At 68.3% G+C, this 17,421-nt stretch carries 17 protein-coding genes; 12 read left to right on the top strand and 5 right to left on the bottom strand.

Features of this window, described 5'->3' with window-relative positions:
* The first annotated feature begins 37 nt into the window (after window positions 1–37).
* A complete protein-coding gene (locus ACFVBH_RS04435) occupies window positions 38–550 on the top strand; it encodes a hypothetical protein (RefSeq protein WP_378999729.1) in 513 nt (170 codons plus the stop codon).
* Window positions 551–679: 129 nt separating this feature from the next.
* Here the strand turns inward: ACFVBH_RS04435 and ACFVBH_RS04430 are convergent, their stop codons facing one another.
* Window positions 680–2,344: an FAD-binding dehydrogenase gene (locus tag ACFVBH_RS04430; protein ID WP_378999727.1), complete on the bottom strand. Its 1,665-nt coding sequence runs from the start codon at window positions 2,342–2,344 to the stop codon at window positions 680–682.
* Window positions 2,345–2,424: 80 nt separating this feature from the next.
* On the opposite strand from ACFVBH_RS04430, the gene ACFVBH_RS04425 reads away from it, so the two are divergent.
* Complete coding sequence (locus tag ACFVBH_RS04425) at window positions 2,425–3,702, top strand: winged helix-turn-helix domain-containing protein (RefSeq protein ID WP_378999725.1); 1,278 nt, start codon at window positions 2,425–2,427, stop codon at window positions 3,700–3,702.
* Window positions 3,703–3,988: 286 nt separating this feature from the next.
* Here ACFVBH_RS04425 and ACFVBH_RS04420 read toward each other — a convergent pair whose 3' ends face one another.
* On the bottom strand, window positions 3,989–4,348 hold the full coding sequence (locus ACFVBH_RS04420; protein WP_354986393.1) for a hypothetical protein: 360 nt from the start codon (window positions 4,346–4,348) through the stop codon (window positions 3,989–3,991).
* 162 nt (window positions 4,349–4,510) lie between these two features.
* A complete protein-coding gene (locus tag ACFVBH_RS04415; RefSeq protein WP_354986394.1) occupies window positions 4,511–4,717 on the bottom strand; it encodes a hypothetical protein in 207 nt (68 codons plus the stop codon).
* 224 nt (window positions 4,718–4,941) lie between these two features.
* On the opposite strand from ACFVBH_RS04415, the gene uvrC reads away from it, so the two are divergent.
* From uvrC to ACFVBH_RS04375, 8 genes are all read left to right on the top strand, one after another.
* Window positions 4,942–7,011, top strand: coding sequence for an excinuclease ABC subunit UvrC (gene uvrC / locus ACFVBH_RS04410; RefSeq protein WP_378999722.1), 2,070 nt, complete (start codon window positions 4,942–4,944; stop codon window positions 7,009–7,011).
* 211 nt (window positions 7,012–7,222) lie between these two features.
* Window positions 7,223–8,221: an RNase adapter RapZ gene (rapZ, locus tag ACFVBH_RS04405; protein ID WP_378999720.1), complete on the top strand. Its 999-nt coding sequence runs from the start codon at window positions 7,223–7,225 to the stop codon at window positions 8,219–8,221.
* Window positions 8,218–9,264, top strand: a complete 1,047-nt coding sequence (yvcK, locus tag ACFVBH_RS04400) for a uridine diphosphate-N-acetylglucosamine-binding protein YvcK (protein WP_354986397.1) — start codon at window positions 8,218–8,220, stop codon at window positions 9,262–9,264. Before rapZ ends, yvcK begins: the two co-directional genes overlap by 4 nt.
* Entirely contained in the window at window positions 9,261–10,238 is a 978-nt protein-coding gene (whiA, locus tag ACFVBH_RS04395; RefSeq protein WP_354986398.1) for a DNA-binding protein WhiA, read from the top strand. Before yvcK ends, whiA begins: the two co-directional genes overlap by 4 nt.
* 226 nt (window positions 10,239–10,464) lie before the next feature.
* Window positions 10,465–11,481, top strand: a complete 1,017-nt coding sequence (gene gap / locus ACFVBH_RS04390; RefSeq protein WP_354986399.1) for a type I glyceraldehyde-3-phosphate dehydrogenase — start codon at window positions 10,465–10,467, stop codon at window positions 11,479–11,481.
* Between the two features lie 5 nt (window positions 11,482–11,486).
* Complete coding sequence (locus ACFVBH_RS04385) at window positions 11,487–12,698, top strand: phosphoglycerate kinase (RefSeq protein WP_378999716.1); 1,212 nt, start codon at window positions 11,487–11,489, stop codon at window positions 12,696–12,698.
* Between the two features lie 3 nt (window positions 12,699–12,701).
* Window positions 12,702–13,487: a triose-phosphate isomerase gene (gene tpiA, locus ACFVBH_RS04380; RefSeq protein WP_354986401.1), complete on the top strand. Its 786-nt coding sequence runs from the start codon at window positions 12,702–12,704 to the stop codon at window positions 13,485–13,487.
* A 283-nt stretch (window positions 13,488–13,770) separates the two neighbouring features.
* Window positions 13,771–14,580 carry an SDR family oxidoreductase gene (locus ACFVBH_RS04375; protein ID WP_378999714.1) on the top strand — a complete coding sequence of 270 codons (810 nt, stop codon included), beginning with the start codon at window positions 13,771–13,773 and terminating at the stop codon, window positions 14,578–14,580.
* An 83-nt stretch (window positions 14,581–14,663) separates the two neighbouring features.
* On the opposite strand, the gene ACFVBH_RS04370 is transcribed toward ACFVBH_RS04375, so the two are convergent.
* A complete protein-coding gene (locus ACFVBH_RS04370) occupies window positions 14,664–14,840 on the bottom strand; it encodes a hypothetical protein (RefSeq protein ID WP_354986403.1) in 177 nt (58 codons plus the stop codon).
* 55 nt (window positions 14,841–14,895) lie between these two features.
* Here ACFVBH_RS04370 and ACFVBH_RS04365 point away from each other — a divergent pair, with 55 nt between their 5' ends.
* Together ACFVBH_RS04365 and ACFVBH_RS04360 are read left to right on the top strand one after the other, a co-directional pair.
* Entirely contained in the window at window positions 14,896–15,723 is an 828-nt protein-coding gene (locus tag ACFVBH_RS04365; RefSeq protein ID WP_378999712.1) for a class I SAM-dependent methyltransferase, read from the top strand.
* A gap of 92 nt (window positions 15,724–15,815) precedes the next feature.
* Window positions 15,816–16,700 (top strand): alpha/beta fold hydrolase, encoded by an 885-nt coding sequence (locus ACFVBH_RS04360; RefSeq protein WP_378999710.1) that lies wholly within the window; start codon window positions 15,816–15,818, stop codon window positions 16,698–16,700.
* Between the two features lie 63 nt (window positions 16,701–16,763).
* Here the strand turns inward: ACFVBH_RS04360 and ACFVBH_RS04355 are convergent, their stop codons facing one another.
* Complete coding sequence (locus tag ACFVBH_RS04355; protein WP_378999708.1) at window positions 16,764–17,138, bottom strand: hypothetical protein; 375 nt, start codon at window positions 17,136–17,138, stop codon at window positions 16,764–16,766.
* Window positions 17,139–17,421 lie beyond the last annotated feature (283 nt).

Raw genomic sequence — 17,421 nt, 5'->3', positions numbered from 1 at the left:
TTACTCGACGAGGAGTGCTGTGAGTACGCATACGGCTGTGGTCGATGAGATGGACATCTCGCCGGCAGCTGCGGGAAACGGTGTTCCGGCTTCGGTTTCGGAGCGTTTCACCAGCATTGTTCGTGTTCTTCGTCGTGATGGTTCCGAGATCGCGCTTCCCGCGAAGGTGCGGGAAACCCAGTACGCGGCCTATGTCGCAGCGGGTTTGGCGCTGGTGCACGGCCTGGTGGCGCTGAGCAGCGGCTTCGAATCGGTCCTGGGCAGCGCCGGGCATTTCTTCGCCGCCTGGGTAACCGGCGGCGCGGCACTGCTTTTCGGCCTGCGCTCACCGTGGGTCTGGGTGGGCACGCTGGGTTTGGCCAGCCTGCAAGCGTTTCTGGGCGTCTTCCGCCTGGTCTCTGCGGACATGCCCACGGGGGTGGGGCCTTTCACGATCCTGCTGGGCGTGATGGCTTCCGGCGTCGTGCTCGCGCTGCTGCTGCGCAAGGACTGCTACCGCTGGTTCTGTGCCGTCTCCCCGGATGTTCAGGGCACGGCCGAGAGCCGCTGACCGTCCCCTTCTCGTGCCGCCGGTCGGGCGCCGGGCCGATGTCGGGGGTACCCCGGGAGTCACCCCGAACCCGCGAGATCGGTCGTCACCGCCGCCCGGACGAATAACCGGGCGGCGGAGCGACTTTCGTTACTTCAGCGTCCGGCCCAGCGCCTTGCCGGCCGCGCGGCCGGAGAAGATGCAGCCGCCGAGGAAGGTGCCTTCCAGTGCGTTGTAGCCGTGGACGCCGCCGCCACCGAAGCCGGCGACCTCGCCCGCGGCGTACAGGCCCGGGAACGCCGAGCCGTCGGGGCGCATGACCTGCGAATCCAGGTTGGTCTGCAAGCCGCCCAGGGTCTTTCGGGTCAGGATGTTCAGGCGCACCGCGATGAGCGGGCCGTGCGCGGGATCCAGGATCTTGTGCGGGGTGGCGACCCGGCCGAGCTTGTCCCCGAGGTAGCGGCGCGCGTTGCCGATCGCCATGAGCTGCGCGTCCTTGCTGAACTTGTGCTCGGCGTCGCGATCGCGCGCCACGATCTGCCGCTCGATGTCGGCCAGATCCAGGTGCGGGCCGCGCGAGATCTTGTTCATGCCCGCCACCAGATCCGCCAGGTTATCGGCGACCACGAAATCCGAGCCGTGCTTCTTGAAGGCCTCGACCGGACCCGGTGCGCCCTTGGCCACCCGGCTCTTGAGCGTGAGTTTCAAATCTTTGCCGGTGATATCGGGATTCTGCTCCGAGCCCGAGAGCGCGAATTCCTTCTCGATGATCGACTGGTCGAGAATGAACCACGAATAGTCGTATCCGGTCGAAAGAATCGCTTTCATCGTGGAATTGGTGTCGAAACCCGGGAAACACGGTGCGGCCATGCGCTTGCCGTTCGCGTCGAACCACAGTGACGACGGTCCCGGAATGATCCGGATGGCGTGATCGGGCCAGATCGGATCCCAGTTGTGGATGCCTTCGGTGTAGTGCCACATGCGATCCCGGTTCACGATGCGCCCGCCCGCGGCCTCGGTGATGCCGAGCATGCGCCCGTCCACGTGCGCGGGGACGCCGGAGATCATGTGCTCGGGGCACGGGCCGAGGCGATCCACCGGCCAGTTGCGCCGGATCAGCTCGTGGTTGTGGCCGATGCCGCCGGAGGTCACGATGACCGCCCGGGCGCCGATCTCGAAGTCGCCCACCACATCCCGGGACGAAGCCACCCCGCGCTCGGCCTCGGACGGCTCGAGCACGCTGCCGCGCACTCCGGTCACCGCGTCGCCGGACAGCACCAGCTCGTCCACCCGGTGCCGGAACGCGAAGCCGACCTGCCCGCGCTGTTCGGCGGCCAGCACCGGTTCCAGGAACACGCGCACCACCTCGGGGCCGGTGCCCCAGGTGAGATGGAAGCGCGGCACCGAATTGCCGTGCCCGTCCGCGGTATCGCCGCCGCGTTCGGCCCAGCCCACCAGCGGGGTCACCCGCAGACCGAGATCGTGCAGGTACTGACGCTTCTCGCCGGCGGCGAACTCGACGTAGGCGCGCGCCCACTGCCGGGCCCAGTGGTCCTCGTCGTCGCGGTCGAAGCCGGCCGAGCCGAGCCAGTCCTGCATGGCGAGTTCGAGGGAGTCCTTCACGCCGAGGCGGCGCTGCTCCGGACTGTCCACGAAGAACAGCCCGCCCAGCGACCAGAACGCCTGCCCACCGAGGTTCGCGCGGTTCTCCTGATCCACGATCAGCACCCGCTTACCGGCCTTGACCAGCTCGTGGGTGGCTACGAGGCCGGCCAGACCGGCGCCGACGACGATGACATCCGGATTCTCGATCATCCCTGTTTCCTGGTTCTGTCGAAGTTCGATACATGAGTGTATCGAGTTTGGGTGTCGGTGGGGCATGGCATTGTGCGAGTGTGCCGATTTCGCTCGAGGGAGCGCCCACGTTGACCGTCGCGACGGCGCGTCGTATCGCCCTGGCCGCCCAGGGCTTCGCCGCCGCTCGCCCGAGTACCCCGCCCACCCGGCGCACGGTGCTCAAAGCGCTCGACAGCACCAAACTGCTGCAGCTCGATTCGGTGGCCGCGGTGGTGCGCGCGCACTACGCGCCGCTGTTCAGCCGCATCGGGGCCTACGATCGCACGCTGCTGGACGACCTCGCCTGGAGTCACAGCGCCCGCCGCCCGCGGCAGTTCGTGGAGTACTGGGCGCACGAGGCCGCGCTGCTGCCGGTGCGGGACTGGCCGCTCATGCGCTGGCGCATGGAGAAGTACCGCAACGGCCGCTGGGCGGGATTGTCGGCGGGCGAACGGGATTCGGCCCTGATCGACGATGTGATCGGTGTGCTGCGCGAGTTCGGGCCGAGCACCGCGGGCGCGGTGGAACGCCACCTGGAACTGGACCGGCCCCGATCCAAGGATCACTGGGGCTGGAACTACAGCGAGACCAAGGTCGTCTGCGAGCAGCTGTTCGCCTCGGGTGAGCTCTCGGTCGCGAAGCGGGTCGGTTTCCAGCGCTACTACGACCTCACCGAACGCGTGCTCCCGCCGGAGGTGGCGGCGCGCGAGGTCGACGAGCCGGACGCCATCCGGGAACTGGTGCGGCGCGCGGCCGTCGCGCACGGGATCGGCACCGAGACCGACCTGCGCGACTACTACCGGCTCAACCGCAAACAGACCGAACCCGCCATCGCGGATCTGCTCGAGTCGGGGGAGCTGCGCCAGGTCCGGGTGCAGGGCTGGGACAAGCCCGCGTACCTGCACGCCGATGCCCGCACGCCCCGCCGGGTCACGGGCGCGGCGCTGCTGTGCCCGTTCGATCCGCTGATCTTCTTCCGCGACCGCACCGAGCGCCTCTTCGACTTCCACTACCGCATCGAGATCTACACTCCCGAACCCAAACGCGTACACGGGTATTACGTCTTCCCGTTCCTGCTCGACGGCGAGCTCGTGGGCCGGGTGGACCTGCGCGCGGACCGCGCCACCGGACGCCTGCGGGTGCCCGGCGCGTTCGCCGAGCCCGGCCGCGACACCGCCCGCGTGGCCGCCGAACTGGCCGGCGCGCTGCGGGAGATGGCGGACTGGCTCGAACTCGACACCGTCGAGGTGGGCGACCGCGGCGATCTGGCCGCGGCCCTGGACCGCGAGGTGCGCGCGGCCCGTGCCCTCGAACCCGATACCCGCGTGCGCGCCTGACCCCGGTCGCTTCGCCGCATGGTGACTGACCATGCGGCAAAGCGGTGCCTGCGCGGGAAGTCGAGCCGTCGCGTCCCGCAGACCGGCTCGTTGTACGTGGGTGAGACCCCATGGGTGCGTCGGCGCGCGAGTGCCACCGCGTTGGCGGGATCCACTGTGGCCGCCCGGGGGCGCTGTTCCTGCGCGTCGGAGCGATGCCGAGTGCCGCGCGGCCCCCGGCACCGCGAAGGCGCTCCGAAAGTCCGCAGCGCCCAGGAGTTTTCAGCGTTGTGTCAGCGGGCCCGGCTCAGAACGGGCCGTCGGTCCAGGTCTCGAGGACCACACCGGTCTTGCCCGCGCCGTTGCATTCGATCGTGGTCGGCACCAGCGGGCGCACGGCGTCGCCGACGATGTAGGTGGGGGACTGGGCCCCGTGTCCCACCTGGCGGCTGCCCGCGCAGCGCACGACCGCGGCGTACCAGTTGCCGTCGTCGGGGCAGGTGAAGGTGGCGGTGTCCACCCCGCGATCGATCCGGCAGGGCTGCGGGTTCGCCCGCGCGGACGGGGCGGTCACCACGGCCAGGGCCGGGCCGACCAGTGCGGCGGCGCCGAGACCCAGCGCGGCGGCGACAGCCGGGAACCGGTTGTGCGGGCGGAGACTGATCATCAATGCTGCTCCCCTCGAATTCGGACAGGTCGTCCTGTGACAGGTCGTCCAATACTGACCTCGCGGGGTTCTTCGATGCCGCAGGCTCGGCGGATGCGTCGCTCGGCGTGGCGCGCCACGGGACGGCTGACCACCGTGTTCGGCCGAATCCCGCAGGCGCGGTCAGGCGATCGTGAACCCGGCGCTCGGCGCGCCGTCGCAGGTGGCCGCCTGTGCGGTGCGCACCGTGAATTCCGCCCGCACGACCGGCGCCGACGCGGCGTTCTCGGCGGCGGACGCGGGTCCGGACACGGCCACGAGAATCGCGGCGGCCAGGCTGGAGGCGGCGCTGATCGCGAGGGACCGGCGGCTGCGGCGAAGGCGGATCATGATGCTGCTCCCATCGTTTCGGTGATCTTGCGGATACCTTCGGTGCCGCGGACGTTCCGGATGAATCGCCCGGCGTGGCGCTTTCCTTCGCCGGTGTCGCGTCGCCGGAGCGCCCGGGGTGCGCCGAGCCCGCGACGCCGTCGCGTACGCCCGCGCAGAGACCTCCGCCCGCGGGCGGAGGCAGCCCCGGCGTCGGTGTCGGAGGGCCTCGTTAACCTGGGGGCGTGGCAGATCCCGCGACGTACCGGCCCGCGCCGGGGACCATTCCCGTTGAACCCGGCGTCTACAAGTTCCGGGACGTCCACGGGCGGGTCATCTACGTCGGCAAGGCGAAAAGTCTGCGCAGCAGGCTGAACTCGTATTTCGCCGACGTCTCCTCCCTGCATCCGCGCACCCGGCAGATGGTGACGACCGCGTCCAGCGTCGAGTGGACGGTGGTGTCCACCGAGGTCGAGGCGCTGCAGCTGGAGTACAACTGGATCAAGGAATTCGATCCGCGCTTCAACGTGCGCTACCGCGACGACAAGTCGTACCCCGTGCTGGCGGTCAGCCTGAACGAGGAGTACCCCCGGGTCTTCGTGTACCGCGGTCCGCGCAAGAAGGGCGTGCGGTACTTCGGCCCGTACGCACACGCCTGGGCCATTCGCGAGACCCTCGATCTGCTGCTGCGGGTCTTCCCGGTGCGCACATGCTCGGCCGGAGTGTTCAAGCGGCACAACCAGATCGGGCGACCCTGTCTGCTCGGCTACATCGACAAATGTTCCGCGCCGTGCGTCGGGCGGGTCACCGCGGGCGAACACCGCCGGATCGTCGAGGACTTCTGCGACTTCCTCTCCGGCAAGACCGACCGCCTCGTCAAAGAGCTCGAGAAGCGCATGGTCGCCGCCGCCGAGGACCTGGACTTCGAGACCGCCGCCCGGCTGCGCGACGATGTCGCCGCGCTGCGGCGGGCCCTGGAGAAGCAGGCCGTCGTGCTGGGTACCGGCACCGACGCGGACGTGGTCGACTTCGCCATCGACGAGCTCGAGGTCGCGGTGCAGATCTTCCACGTGCGCAACGGCCGGGTACGCGGCCAGCGCGGCTGGGTGGTCGACAAGTCCGGCGACGCCATCGACGCGGTGGACACCGGCGGCGAGTTGCCCGCCCTGGTCGAGCAGTTCCTCACCCAGTTCTACGGCGAGCAGACCAACCAGGCCGAACAGACCGGCGACGAGCAGCCCGGCGCGGTCGTGCCGCGCGAGGTGCTGGTCCCGGCCCTGCCCAACGACGCCGAACAGGTCCAGCAGTGGCTCTCGGACCTGCGCGGTTCGGCCGTGCAGCTGCGGGTGCCCCAGCGCGGGGACAAGAAGGCGCTGGCCGAGACCGTGCAGCGCAACGCCAAGGAGTCCCTGGCCCAGCACAAGCTCAAGCGGGCCGGCGATCTGACCGCGCGCTCGGTGGCGCTGCAGGGCATCCAGGACGCGCTCGACCTGGACAGCGCGCCGCTGCGCATCGAATGCGTCGACATCAGCCACGTGCAGGGCACCGACGTGGTCGCCTCGCTCGTCGTGTTCGAGGACGGCCTGCCGCGCAAGTCCGAGTACCGGCACTACAGCATCAAGGAGGCAGCCGGGGACGGCCGTTCCGACGACGTCGGCAGCATCGCCGAGGTCACCCGCCGCCGCTTCGCCAAACTGCGCCGCGATCTCGACGCCGCCGAGGCCGCGGAGCTCGAATTCGATTCCGACGCACTGGATCCCGGCTTACCGGGCATCGACCCCAAGACGGGCAAACCGCGCAGGTTCGCCTATCCGCCCAACCTCTACGTGGTCGACGGCGGCGCGCCGCAGGTCAACGCCGCGGCCGAGGTCCTGGACGAACTCGGCATCACCGACGTGGCGGTCATCGGCCTGGCCAAACGACTCGAAGAGGTCTGGGTGCCCAACGAGCCGGATCCGGTGATCATGCCGCGCACCAGCGAATCGCTGTATCTGCTGCAGCGGGTGCGCGACGAGGCGCACCGTTTCGCCATCACCTTCCATCGCAGCAAACGCTCGCGGCGCATGACGGCCTCGGCGCTGGACGCGGTTCCGGGCCTGGGCGCGACCCGGAAGACCGCACTGGTCACCCATTTTGGGTCCGTTGCCAAACTGAAGCAGGCGACGGTCGAGCAAATCACCGAGGTTCCGGGGATCGGGATGGCCACCGCGAAGGCCGTGCTCGCGGCGCTGAGCACCGAGAACGCGTCGAGCGCGGAGCCGGCGCCCGCCGCGGAGGCGCCGGAACCGGCCGGGCAATCGTTCGGCACCGAATAATTCCGGCACCCGTCGCGAGGTCGGCGAGAGGCGTAAGCTACCCCTCGCCAACCTGTCCGACACGCCGAGGGTAAAACTCGCGACACGCGTACTGTGCAGGTCGGAAGAAGTAATCACACTTGTATCTCGGCTCCCGCGTGCGCCTGCCGCGCAAACGGGAGCCGGTGCAGGATGATCGAGGGACACGCCCAGAAAACGAACCCGGTAGGACATGACGCGCGTCGAAGCCAGCAATAGTGCGGTCGAAAGCAGCAGCACGGCCGACATCGATGATCCACAGTCCACAGCGGCCCGGCGTGCACCATCGCTTCCCGATGGGGTCGACGCTCCGGTCGAAGTCGTTATCGTCACCGGTTTATCCGGCGCCGGCCGCGGTACTGCCGCCAAGGTGCTGGAGGATCTGGGTTACTACGTCGCCGACAATCTTCCGCCCGAGCTCATCGGGCGCATGGTCGAGCTGGGGGCGGGTGCGGACCCGCCGATTCGCAAGCTGGCCATGGTGATGGATGTGCGAAGCCGCTTCTTCACCGGAAATTTGTCGGCAGTCACCGAACAACTGCGTGCGGGCGGGGTGCGAACGCGCATCCTGTTCCTGGAAGCCTCCGATGATGTGCTCATCCGACGTTACGGATTCGCGCGTCGGCGGCATCCACTGCAGAGCGAGAGCGCCGATGGCACCCTGACCGCCGGCATCGCCGCGGAGCGTCACCGGCTCGCCTCGGTGAAGACCGCGGCGGACCTGGTCATCGATACCACCGCGCTGTCCATTCACCAGCTGCACCGCAAGCTGGAGGAGGCGTACGGCGGTGCCGGCACCACGGCTCTGCAGCTGACTATCCAATCGTTCGGTTTCAAGTACGGAGTACCACTGGACGCCGATATGGTTCTGGATTTGCGATTCCTGCCCAATCCGCATTGGGTCCCGGAACTCCGAGAACAGACCGGACAGGATGCCCCGGTCAGTGAGTATGTGCTGTCGCGGCCGGGCGCCCAGGACTATCTGGGCACCGGACGCCATCTCATCGATCTCACCACCGAGGGCTACCGCCAAGAGGGGAAGCGATACATGACCGTGGCAGTGGGCTGCACGGGCGGTAAACACCGCAGTGTGGCGATAGCGGAGGCCCTGGGTGAGCTACTCGGGACCGACGCGAACCCGGGATCGAAAGACGTGGTTCGCGTGGTCCATCGGGACTTGGGGCGGGAATGACTGCGCGAGAAACGAATCCGGCGATCGTCGCGCTGGGCGGTGGGCACGGGCTGTACGCCACGCTCACCGCGGTGCGGCGGCTGACGCGCAAGATCACGGCGGTGGTGACGGTCGCCGACGACGGCGGCTCCTCCGGCCGGCTGCGCGCCGAGCTCGGCATGCTGCCGCCCGGTGACCTCCGGATGGCGTTAGCCGCCTTGGCAGAAGAATCGGACGGCATCTGGGCCCGCACGGTCCAGCATCGCTTCGGCGGAACCGGCGCGCTCGCCGGGCATTCGGTGGGCAACCTGATCCTGGCGGGCCTGACCGAGGAACTCGGCGACCCGGTCGCCGCGCTCGACGAGGTGGGCCGGATCCTGCGGGTGACCGGCCGGGTGCTGCCCATGTCGCCGATCGCGCTGACCATCGAGGCGGATGTGGCCGGGCTGGAGGGAGATCCGCGGGTCAGCCGGTGTATTCGGGGTCAGGTGGCGGTGGCCACGACCCCCGGGAAAGTACGCCGGGTCCGATTGATCCCATCCGACCCACCCGCCTGCCCCGAATCAACCTCGGCGATCGAGCATGCCGACGTGGTGGTGCTGGGGCCGGGAAGTTGGTTCACAAGCGTGATACCCCATGTGCTCGTGCCCGATTTGCACGAAGCCTTGTTGCACACGCGGGCTCGGAAGGTACTGGTGCTCAACCTCGCCGCCGAACCGGGCGAAACGGCCGGATTCAGCGCCGAGCGGCACCTGCATGTATTGTCCCAGCACGCACCGGATTTCACGGTCGACCATGTTCTGGTCGATTCCGGCTCCGTACCCGAGGGTAGGGAACGCGAACATGTAGCAAGAGCTGCCGAACAGCTGCGAGCACGAGTAACCTTCGCTGATGTTGCCGAGGCCGGGACAGACCGGCACCACCCCGGAAAGCTTGCCGCCGCACTGGATCAGGTGATCCGGCAACCTCGGCCGGAATCAGCAGGGCTTCGAGTCGAAGGACGGCATATGGGCCAACGTGTGCGGTCCGGGTTGGGTGGAAAGGAGCGCGTCTCGTGGCGATGACAGCGGAAGTGAAGGACGAGCTGAGCCGACTCACCATTTCACAGGTGAGTTCGCGCAAGGCCGAATTGTCCGCGCTACTGCGGTTCGCCGGTGGATTGCACATCGTCGGTGGTCGCGTGATCGTTGAGGCCGAGGTGGACATGGGTTCCATCGCGCGCCGACTGCGACGCGAGATCTTCGAGCTGTATGGATACGGCTCCGACGTGCATGTCCTGGGCGCGGGCGGGCTCCGCAAAACCTCCCGGTACGTAGTTCGGGTATCTAAGGAAGGCGAGGCGCTCGCGCGCCAGACCGGGTTGCTCGATGTGCGCGGACGTCCCGTGCGGGGTTTGCCCGCACAGGTCGTCGGCGGCAGCATCGGTGATGCCGAAGCCGCTTGGCGCGGAGCGTTTCTCGCGCACGGCTCGCTCACCGAGCCGGGCCGATCGTCCGCGCTGGAGGTGAGCTGCCCCGGACCCGAGGCCGCTCTCGCTCTGGTCGGCGCGGCCCGGCGCATGGGCATCTCGGCCAAGGCGCGCGAGGTCCGCGGCACCGATCGGGTGGTGGTGCGTGATGGCGAGGCCATCGGCGCGCTGCTCACCCGCATGGGGGCCCAGGACACGCGGTTGACGTGGGAGGAACGGCGCATGCGCCGCGAAGTCCGCGCCACCGCGAACCGGCTCGCGAATTTCGATGACGCAAACCTGCGTCGCTCGGCACGGGCAGCGGTCGCCGCCGCCGCCCGCGTGGAGCGCGCCCTGGAGATATTGGCCGACGACGTGCCTGATCATTTGGCCGCCGCCGGCAAACTGCGCGTGCAGCACCGGCAGGCGTCACTGGAGGAGCTCGGCCAGCTGGCCGATCCGCCGATGACGAAAGACGCTGTGGCGGGCCGCATTCGACGCCTCCTGTCGATGGCCGACCGCCGGGCGAAGGAGCTCGGCGTGCCGGACACCGAATCCGCCGTCACCGCGGAGTTGTTGGAAGAGGCGTGATCCCGTCCGAAAATCGGACATAATCGACTGATGGCGCCGCACCTCGAAAAAGGTGCGGTGCCATCGGTGTTTCGAAACACCCCCGCAGACCGTTCCGTACGGGTCGTGCCACCTGCTCACACCGCGCTGCGCGGCCGTGAGAGGGGTCCGTCCGTTACGTTCGCGTGACGGTCTAGGGTGAGGGTGCAACAGAATAAGTTCCGCGACACAACTGAGGAGCGATAACGTGACTGTCCGGGTAGGTATCAACGGCTTCGGCCGCATCGGACGTAACTTCTTCCGGGCCGTAGAGGCGCTGAAGGCCCTCGGCACCACCGACATCGAGATTGTCGCGGTGAACGACCTCACCGACATCAAGACCCTGGCGACGCTGCTGAAGTACGACTCCATCCTGGGTCGTCTGCCGCAGGACGTCTCGGTCGACGGTGACTTCATCGTCGTCGGTGAGCAGCGCATCAAGGCGCTCGCGATCAAGGAGGGCCCGTCCGCCCTGCCGTGGGCCGAGCTGAATGTCGACGTGGTCGTCGAGTCCACCGGTATCTTCACCGACGCGACCAAGGCGAAGGGCCACCTGGCCGCCGGCGCCAAGAAGGTCATCATCTCCGCGCCCGCCAAGGGCGAGGACATCACGATCGTGATGGGCGTCAACGACGACAAGTACGACGGTTCGCAGAACATCATCTCGAACGCCTCGTGCACCACCAACTGCCTGGGCCCGATCGCCAAGGTGCTCAACGACTCCTTCGGCATCGAGCACGGTCTGATGACCACGGTCCACGCGTACACCCAGGACCAGAACCTGCAGGACGCCCCGCACAGCGACCTGCGTCGCGCTCGTGCCGCCGCCCTCAACATCGTGCCCACCGGCACCGGCGCGGCCAAGGCCATCGGCCTGGTGCTGCCCGAGCTGCTCGGCAAGCTCAACGGTTACGCGCTGCGCGTGCCGGTTCCGACCGGTTCGCTCACCGACCTGACCGTGGTGCTGAAGAAGGCCGCGACCGTCGACGAGATCAACGCCGCCATGAAGGCCGCCGCCGACGGACCGCTCAAGGGCATCCTGAAGTACAACACCGATCCGATCGTCTCCACCGACATCGTGACCGACCCGCACTCCTCGATCTACGACGCGCCGCTGACCCAGGTCATCGACAACCAGGTCAAGATCGCCTCCTGGTACGACAACGAGTGGGGCTACTCCAACCGCCTCGCCGACCTCATCGGCCTCGTCGGCAAGTCGCTCTGACACCGATGGCGATCAAGACACTCCAGGATCTGCTGAACGAGGGTGTCGAGGGCCGGGGCGTGCTCGTGCGCTCGGACCTCAACGTCCCCCTCGACAACGGTGTCATCACCGACCCGGGCCGCATCATCGCGTCCGCGCCGACCATCAAGGCGCTCGCTGAAGCCGGCGCCAAGGTCGTCGTGACGGCGCATCTGGGCCGCCCGAAGGGCGAGCCGGATCCGAAGCTCTCGCTCGCTCCGGTCGCCGCGCGTCTCGCCGAGGAGCTGGGCCGCAACGTCCAGCTCGCCGGTGACGTGGTGGGCCAGGACGCGCTCGCGCGTTCGGAGGGCCTCACCGACGGTGACGTGCTGCTGCTCGAGAACATCCGCTTCGATCCGCGCGAGACCAGCAAGGACGACGCGCAGCGGGCCAAGCTCGCCAACGCGCTGGTCGAGCTGGTCGGTGACGACGGTGCGTTCGTTTCCGACGGTTTCGGTGTCGTGCACCGCAAGCAGGCGTCGGTCTACGACGTGGCCAAGGTGCTCCCGCACTACGCGGGTGGTCTGGTCGCGGCCGAGACCGAGGTGCTGAAGAAGCTGACCGAGAACGCGGAGCGCCCGTACGCGGTCGTGCTCGGCGGCTCGAAGGTCTCGGACAAGCTGGCGGTCATCGAGGCGCTCGCGCCGAAGGTCGACACGCTCGTCATCGGCGGCGGCATGTGCTTCACCTTCCTTGCGGCGCAGGGACTTCCGGTCGGCGGCTCGCTGCTGCAGGAAGAGATGATCGAGATCTGCAAGGGTCTGCTCGACAAGTACGCCGACGTCATCCACCTGCCCCGGGACATCGTGGTCGCCGACAAGTTCGCGGCGGACGCGGAGTCGAAGGTGGTCTCGGCCAACGAGATTCCGGACGGCTGGATGGGCCTGGACATCGGCCCCGAGTCGACCGCGCGTTTCGGCGCGCTGCTGACCGAGGCCCGCACGGTGTTCTGGAACGGCCCGATGGGCGTGTTCGAGTTCGAGAAGTTCTCCGCAGGCACCCGCGGCGTCGCCGAGGCCATCGCGGTGGCCACCGGCAAGGGCGCGTTCACGGTGGTCGGCGGTGGCGATTCGGCCGCGGCCGTGCGCACCCTGGGCCTGCCGGACGACGGTTTCTCGCACATCTCCACCGGCGGCGGCGCGTCGCTGGAATACCTGGAGGGCAAGGAACTTCCCGGCATCTCCGTCCTGGAGGACTGAACCATGGCACGTAAGCCTCTGATCGCCGGCAACTGGAAGATGAACCTCAATCACCTCGAGGCCATCTCCCTGGTGCAGAAGATCGCGTTCGCGCTGCCGGAGAAGTACTTCGCGAAGGTCGACGTCACGGTGATCCCGCCGTTCGTCGATCTGCGCAGCGTGCAGACCCTGGTCGAGGGCGATCGCCTGCTGCTCACCTACGGTGCGCAGGACGTCTCCACCCACGACGAAGGCGCGTACACCGGCGAGATCAGCGGTTCCATGCTGGCCAAGCTGGGGTGCTCGTTCGTCGTGGTCGGCCACTCCGAGCGTCGCCAGTACCACCTGGAGGACGACGCGACGGTGCTGGCCAAGGCCAAGCAGGCGCTGAAGTACGGCATCACCCCGATCGTCTGCATCGGTGAGGGCCTGGGCGTTCGCGAGGCCCGCACGCACGTCGAGTACAACCTCGAGCAGCTGCGCGGCTCGCTCAAGGGCCTGACCGCCGAGGAGATCTCCAAGGTCGTCATCGCCTACGAGCCGGTCTGGGCCATCGGCACCGGCAAGGTGGCGACCCCCGCCGACGCGCAGGAAGTCTGCGGCGCCATCCGCAAGGAGCTCGCCGAACTGGCGGATCCCGAAGTGGCGGCGGGCGTCCGCGTCCTCTACGGCGGCTCGGTCAACGCCAAGAACGTCGGCGAGCTGGTCGGCCAGACCGACATCGACGGCGCCCTGGTGGGCGGCGCGTCGCTGAAGGGCGACGAGTTCGCCACCCTCTCGGCGATCGCCGCGGGCGGCCCCCTCCCGTAAAGGGCTGCCGCACAAGGCAATACCCCACAGGGCCGGACATCCACGGATGTCCGGCCCTGTGTCGTTCTCACGCCGCGCGATCAGTCGTCCTCGACCGGAGGGCTCGGACCGGGGAGATTCCACGGCGCCTTCGAAGCATGGACCAACCATTCCGGTGACACCGGAGAGCCGGCGCGATCCGGTCGTCGATGGCCGGGAATCTGGCCGTTGTCGTCAAAGGCGGGGGCATCGCGCTGTGGAATAGTCGAGGCCGGATTGTCCCGAAGGTGGAGGAGATACGCGCGTGCAGGTTTCCGGCAAAGTGGCCATTGTTACCGGTGCGGGGCGGGGGATCGGGGCGGCGCTGGTGCGGGCGCTGGTAGCCGGCGGGGCGCGGGTCGTCGCCGCCGATATCGACGAGTCCGCGGCGAAAGAGGTCACCGAGCGGGTGAACGCCGAGTATCCGGGGGCGGTGGCCGGGGTGGGGGCCGACGTCACCGACAGTGCGCGCATCGCGGAGTTGATCGCGGTGGCCGAGCGCGAATTCGGTCCTGTCGACCTGTATTTCGCCAACGCGGGGATCATCGGGGCGCTGGGGCTGGACGCGGACGACGCGGAGTGGGATCGGGCGTTGGGGGTCAATGTCCAGGCGCATGTGCGGGCGGCGCGGCTGTTGGTGCCGGGGTGGGTCGAGCGAGGTGAGGGATATTTCATCAGCACCGCCTCCGCGGCGGGACTGCTCACGCAGATCGGGTCGGCCACCTATTCGGTGACCAAGCACGCGGCGGTGGGATTCGCGGAGTGGCTGCATATCACGTACGGGGACAGGGGGGTTCGGGTCAGTTGCCTGTGCCCGATGGGGGTCAATACCGAACTGTTGAACCAGGGGGATCCCGAGGCGGCGGCCGCGCATCCGGTGGCGCGGGCCGTCACGGCGGCGGGGGAGGTGCTCGAGCCGGACGCGGTGGCGGAGGTGACGCTGGCGGCGATCGCCGAGGAGCACTTCCTGATCCTGCCGCACCCGCAGGTGCTGGACATGTACCGCCAGAAGGGGTCGGACTACGACCGGTGGCTGCGCGGAATGCGCCGGTACCAAGCAAGTTTGGGGCTCTGAGCGCTCGAGGGGCCAGGCCGCGCAGCGGGCTGCGCGCGGCACCGGGTCGCCCGGGCAGCGCCGCCCGCGGTCGCATACCGGCTCTACGGTCGCGTGCGCGGGGTCGCGGCGGCGCCGAGTAGACGGTTGAAGTTCGGGCAGTCCAGGTGAGAGGGGTGGGGGCAGGCCGCGGCGTGGCGCAGGGCGTCGCGCATGGCGGTCAGGTCGCGGATGGAGCGGTCGAGTTCGTCGGCCTTGGCGGTGAGCTGAGTCGGCTTCAACTGAGAAGCTCGAAGTGTCCGATATTTTCGAGGCAGAGGCAAGGGAGACGAGCCGATGAGTGACGAGCAGGGGCAGCGCGAGCGGTGGAACGGGCGGGCGGGTAGCGCCTGGGTCACCTCGCAGGCGCTCCTCGACCGGATGATGAAGCCGTTCGAAGAGGTTCTCCTGGAAGGGGTTTCGGGCGAGCGGATACTCGATGTCGGGTGCGGCACGGGCGTCACCACCGTGGGAGCGACCCGCATTCCGGGCGTGCGGACGTGCGTGGGCCTGGATATCTCCGAACAGATGGTGGATGCGGCCCGGGAACGGGCCGAGCGCGCCGGCAGCCCTGCGACCTTCGTCGTCGGTGACGCGCAAACCTTCGGCTTCGAGCCCGCCGCCTATGACTTGGTGATGTCCCGCTTCGGCGTGATGTTCTTCGCCGACCCGGTCGCGGCCTTCGCGAATCTGCGCGCCGCGACCCGCCCCGGCGGGAAACTGCGCTGCATCACCTGGCGCGACGCCGCGGAGAACCCGTTCATGACCACCGCCGAACGCGCCGCCGCACCCCTGCTGCCCGATCTGCCGGTCCGCGAGCCCAACGAGCCCGGCCAATTCGGGCTGGCCGACCGGGAGATCGTCCGCAAGATTCTCACCGAGAGCGGCTGGACCGATATCGACATCGAGCCCTTCGGCGCCGAATGTTCCTTCGCGGAAGCGGATCTCATCCGCTACGTGACGCAGATGGGTCACGTCGGCATCGCCTTGGCGGGGGCGGACGACCAGACCCGGGACCGGGTGGTTCCCGTCGTTCGCGCCGCGTTCGAACCGTTCGTCGCCGGCGACGAGGTACGCTTCGACGCCGCGTGCTGGCTGATCCGGGCTCGAAATACCACCTCCTGACCTGCGCACTTTCTTTTTCGCAAGCCTTGATGGTACGTGCATACCAATAACATGGTATGTTCGTACCATCAAAGTTGATGAAGGGGAGAGCGATGGCAGACAAGATCGGACGGTTCAAGAACGACGAGGCCCGCGCGGCGCACGACCGCGCGTACGGCGAGCTCGAGCAGCTCTGGCCGCTGCCCGCGGAGCTCTACAACATCCCGACCCGCTTCGGGTCGACGCATGTGCGCCGCTCGGGATCCGGCACGGGAGCGCCGATCGTGCTCCTGCACCCCTTCCCCGGCAACGGTCTGTACTGGCATCGCTTCATCGAGGATTTCGCCCGCGATCGCACGGTCTACGCGCTCGACACCGTCGGCGCGGCGGGCCGCACGATCCAGACCGCGCCGGTGGGGGAGCAGAACTTCGCCGTGTGGTTCGACGAGGTCATGGCCGGTCTCGGTGTCGAGTGGGCGCACGTGGTCGGCTATTCGCAGGGCTCGTGGACGGCTGCGATCATCGCCCTGCACGGTTCGCGCCGGCTGGCGAGCGTGTCGCTGATCGAACCCGGCGTCTTCACCAAGATGAAACTGCGCGTGCTGTTCAAGGCGATTCGGCTCAGTGCCCGCCCGACGGACGCGAATCTGCGGAAGCTGAGCGAGTGGCTGACCCCGGGCAGCCAACTCGACGACAAGACCATGGCTTGCCTGAAGACCGCGATCGGCTATCAATCCACCGTCGGCTGGCCGCGGGTGTTCAAAGATGCGGAACTGCAGTCGATTTCGGCGCCGACACTGGCGATCTTCGGTAGTGAATCCCTGGGATGCGATCCCGCGCGCTCGGCCCAGCGGATCGCCGAACACCTCCCGTATGGAGAGTCGGAGATCTATCCCGGCATGGGACACGCTGTACTGGATCAGATTCCGGAGCAGGTCATCCCCCGCGTCCTGTCCTTCATCGCCCAGCACGACCACCTGCCCGCGGCGCGCGGCTGAAGCGGTCGTTCACCCGGAACTCCCGAGGGGTAGGAGTTCCGGGTGAACGGCTTCGGCCGCCGGCTAGGACGAGCCGGTGCTTCCGAAGGATCCGGACCCGCCGGACCCGGTGGTGGTCGTGGTCTTCAGCTTCCACGTGCCGCACCCCGCGGTGTAGAAGGCGATATCGGTGGACTTGATCTCCACGGTGACCTTGCCGTTGATCGCGCCGCCGCTTTCGAGGATGGCGGTCACGTCCGGGGTGATGGCGTTCAGGCGCGCCCAGGCGCAGACGGTGGCCGCGGTGGTCGTGGTGTAGACGCCGGGCTGGATGTCGACCCCGACCAGGAAGGTCGCGTCGATGTCCATGATCCCGGTCGATGCGGAAGCGGGTGCCGCGGCCGCCAGTAGTGCGGCGGCGGTCATGGCTATTCCGTTGGCCAGCAAGGCATTACGCATGGTGCGGTTCCTTTCGGCGGAGCCGCGCCGAGCGGGTCCGGTCCGGCCGGGCGCCCGCGGGGAGGACCGGGCGCCCAACAAGTGAAAATTGAGTGTTTCGGAGGCTAGTGGCTCCGGATACGTGATGCGGGGGTTTCACGCATCCTCGTGATCACCTGCGCGACGTGCGCCGCCCGTGGTATTCGATCACCTTGCGCGCGGGCCGAATCGGGCGTCGAACGCGGCGCACGAGCTCGCGCGCCGCGCGGACAACCGCCGCCGGGATTGCGGGCGAACGCGAATT

Origin of the sequence: Nocardia sp. NPDC057668 (genome assembly GCF_042799795.1) — a bacterium.
In the GTDB taxonomy this organism is placed as follows: Bacteria; Actinomycetota; Actinomycetes; order Mycobacteriales; family Mycobacteriaceae; genus Nocardia.
This window is presented reverse-complemented; position numbering and strand designations above follow the sequence as displayed.

Bases quoted from the DNA above. Each gene is read 5' to 3' on its own strand.
- ACFVBH_RS04355 (WP_378999708.1), bottom strand. From the start codon at position 17,138: ATGCGTAATGCCTTGCTGGCCAACGGAATAGCCATGACCGCCGCCGCA.
- whiA (WP_354986398.1), top strand. From the start codon at position 9,261: ATGACAGCGGAAGTGAAGGACGAGCTGAGCCGACTCACCATTTCACAG.
- ACFVBH_RS04385 (WP_378999716.1), top strand. From the start codon at position 11,487: ATGGCGATCAAGACACTCCAGGATCTGCTGAACGAGGGTGTCGAGGGC.
- ACFVBH_RS04420 (WP_354986393.1), bottom strand. From the start codon at position 4,348: ATGATCAGTCTCCGCCCGCACAACCGGTTCCCGGCTGTCGCCGCCGCG.
- yvcK (WP_354986397.1), top strand. From the start codon at position 8,218: ATGACTGCGCGAGAAACGAATCCGGCGATCGTCGCGCTGGGCGGTGGG.
- tpiA (WP_354986401.1), top strand. From the start codon at position 12,702: ATGGCACGTAAGCCTCTGATCGCCGGCAACTGGAAGATGAACCTCAAT.
- ACFVBH_RS04430 (WP_378999727.1), bottom strand. From the start codon at position 2,344: ATGATCGAGAATCCGGATGTCATCGTCGTCGGCGCCGGTCTGGCCGGC.
- ACFVBH_RS04415 (WP_354986394.1), bottom strand. From the start codon at position 4,717: ATGATCCGCCTTCGCCGCAGCCGCCGGTCCCTCGCGATCAGCGCCGCC.
- ACFVBH_RS04360 (WP_378999710.1), top strand. From the start codon at position 15,816: ATGGCAGACAAGATCGGACGGTTCAAGAACGACGAGGCCCGCGCGGCG.
- ACFVBH_RS04365 (WP_378999712.1), top strand. From the start codon at position 14,896: ATGAGTGACGAGCAGGGGCAGCGCGAGCGGTGGAACGGGCGGGCGGGT.
- rapZ (WP_378999720.1), top strand. From the start codon at position 7,223: ATGACGCGCGTCGAAGCCAGCAATAGTGCGGTCGAAAGCAGCAGCACG.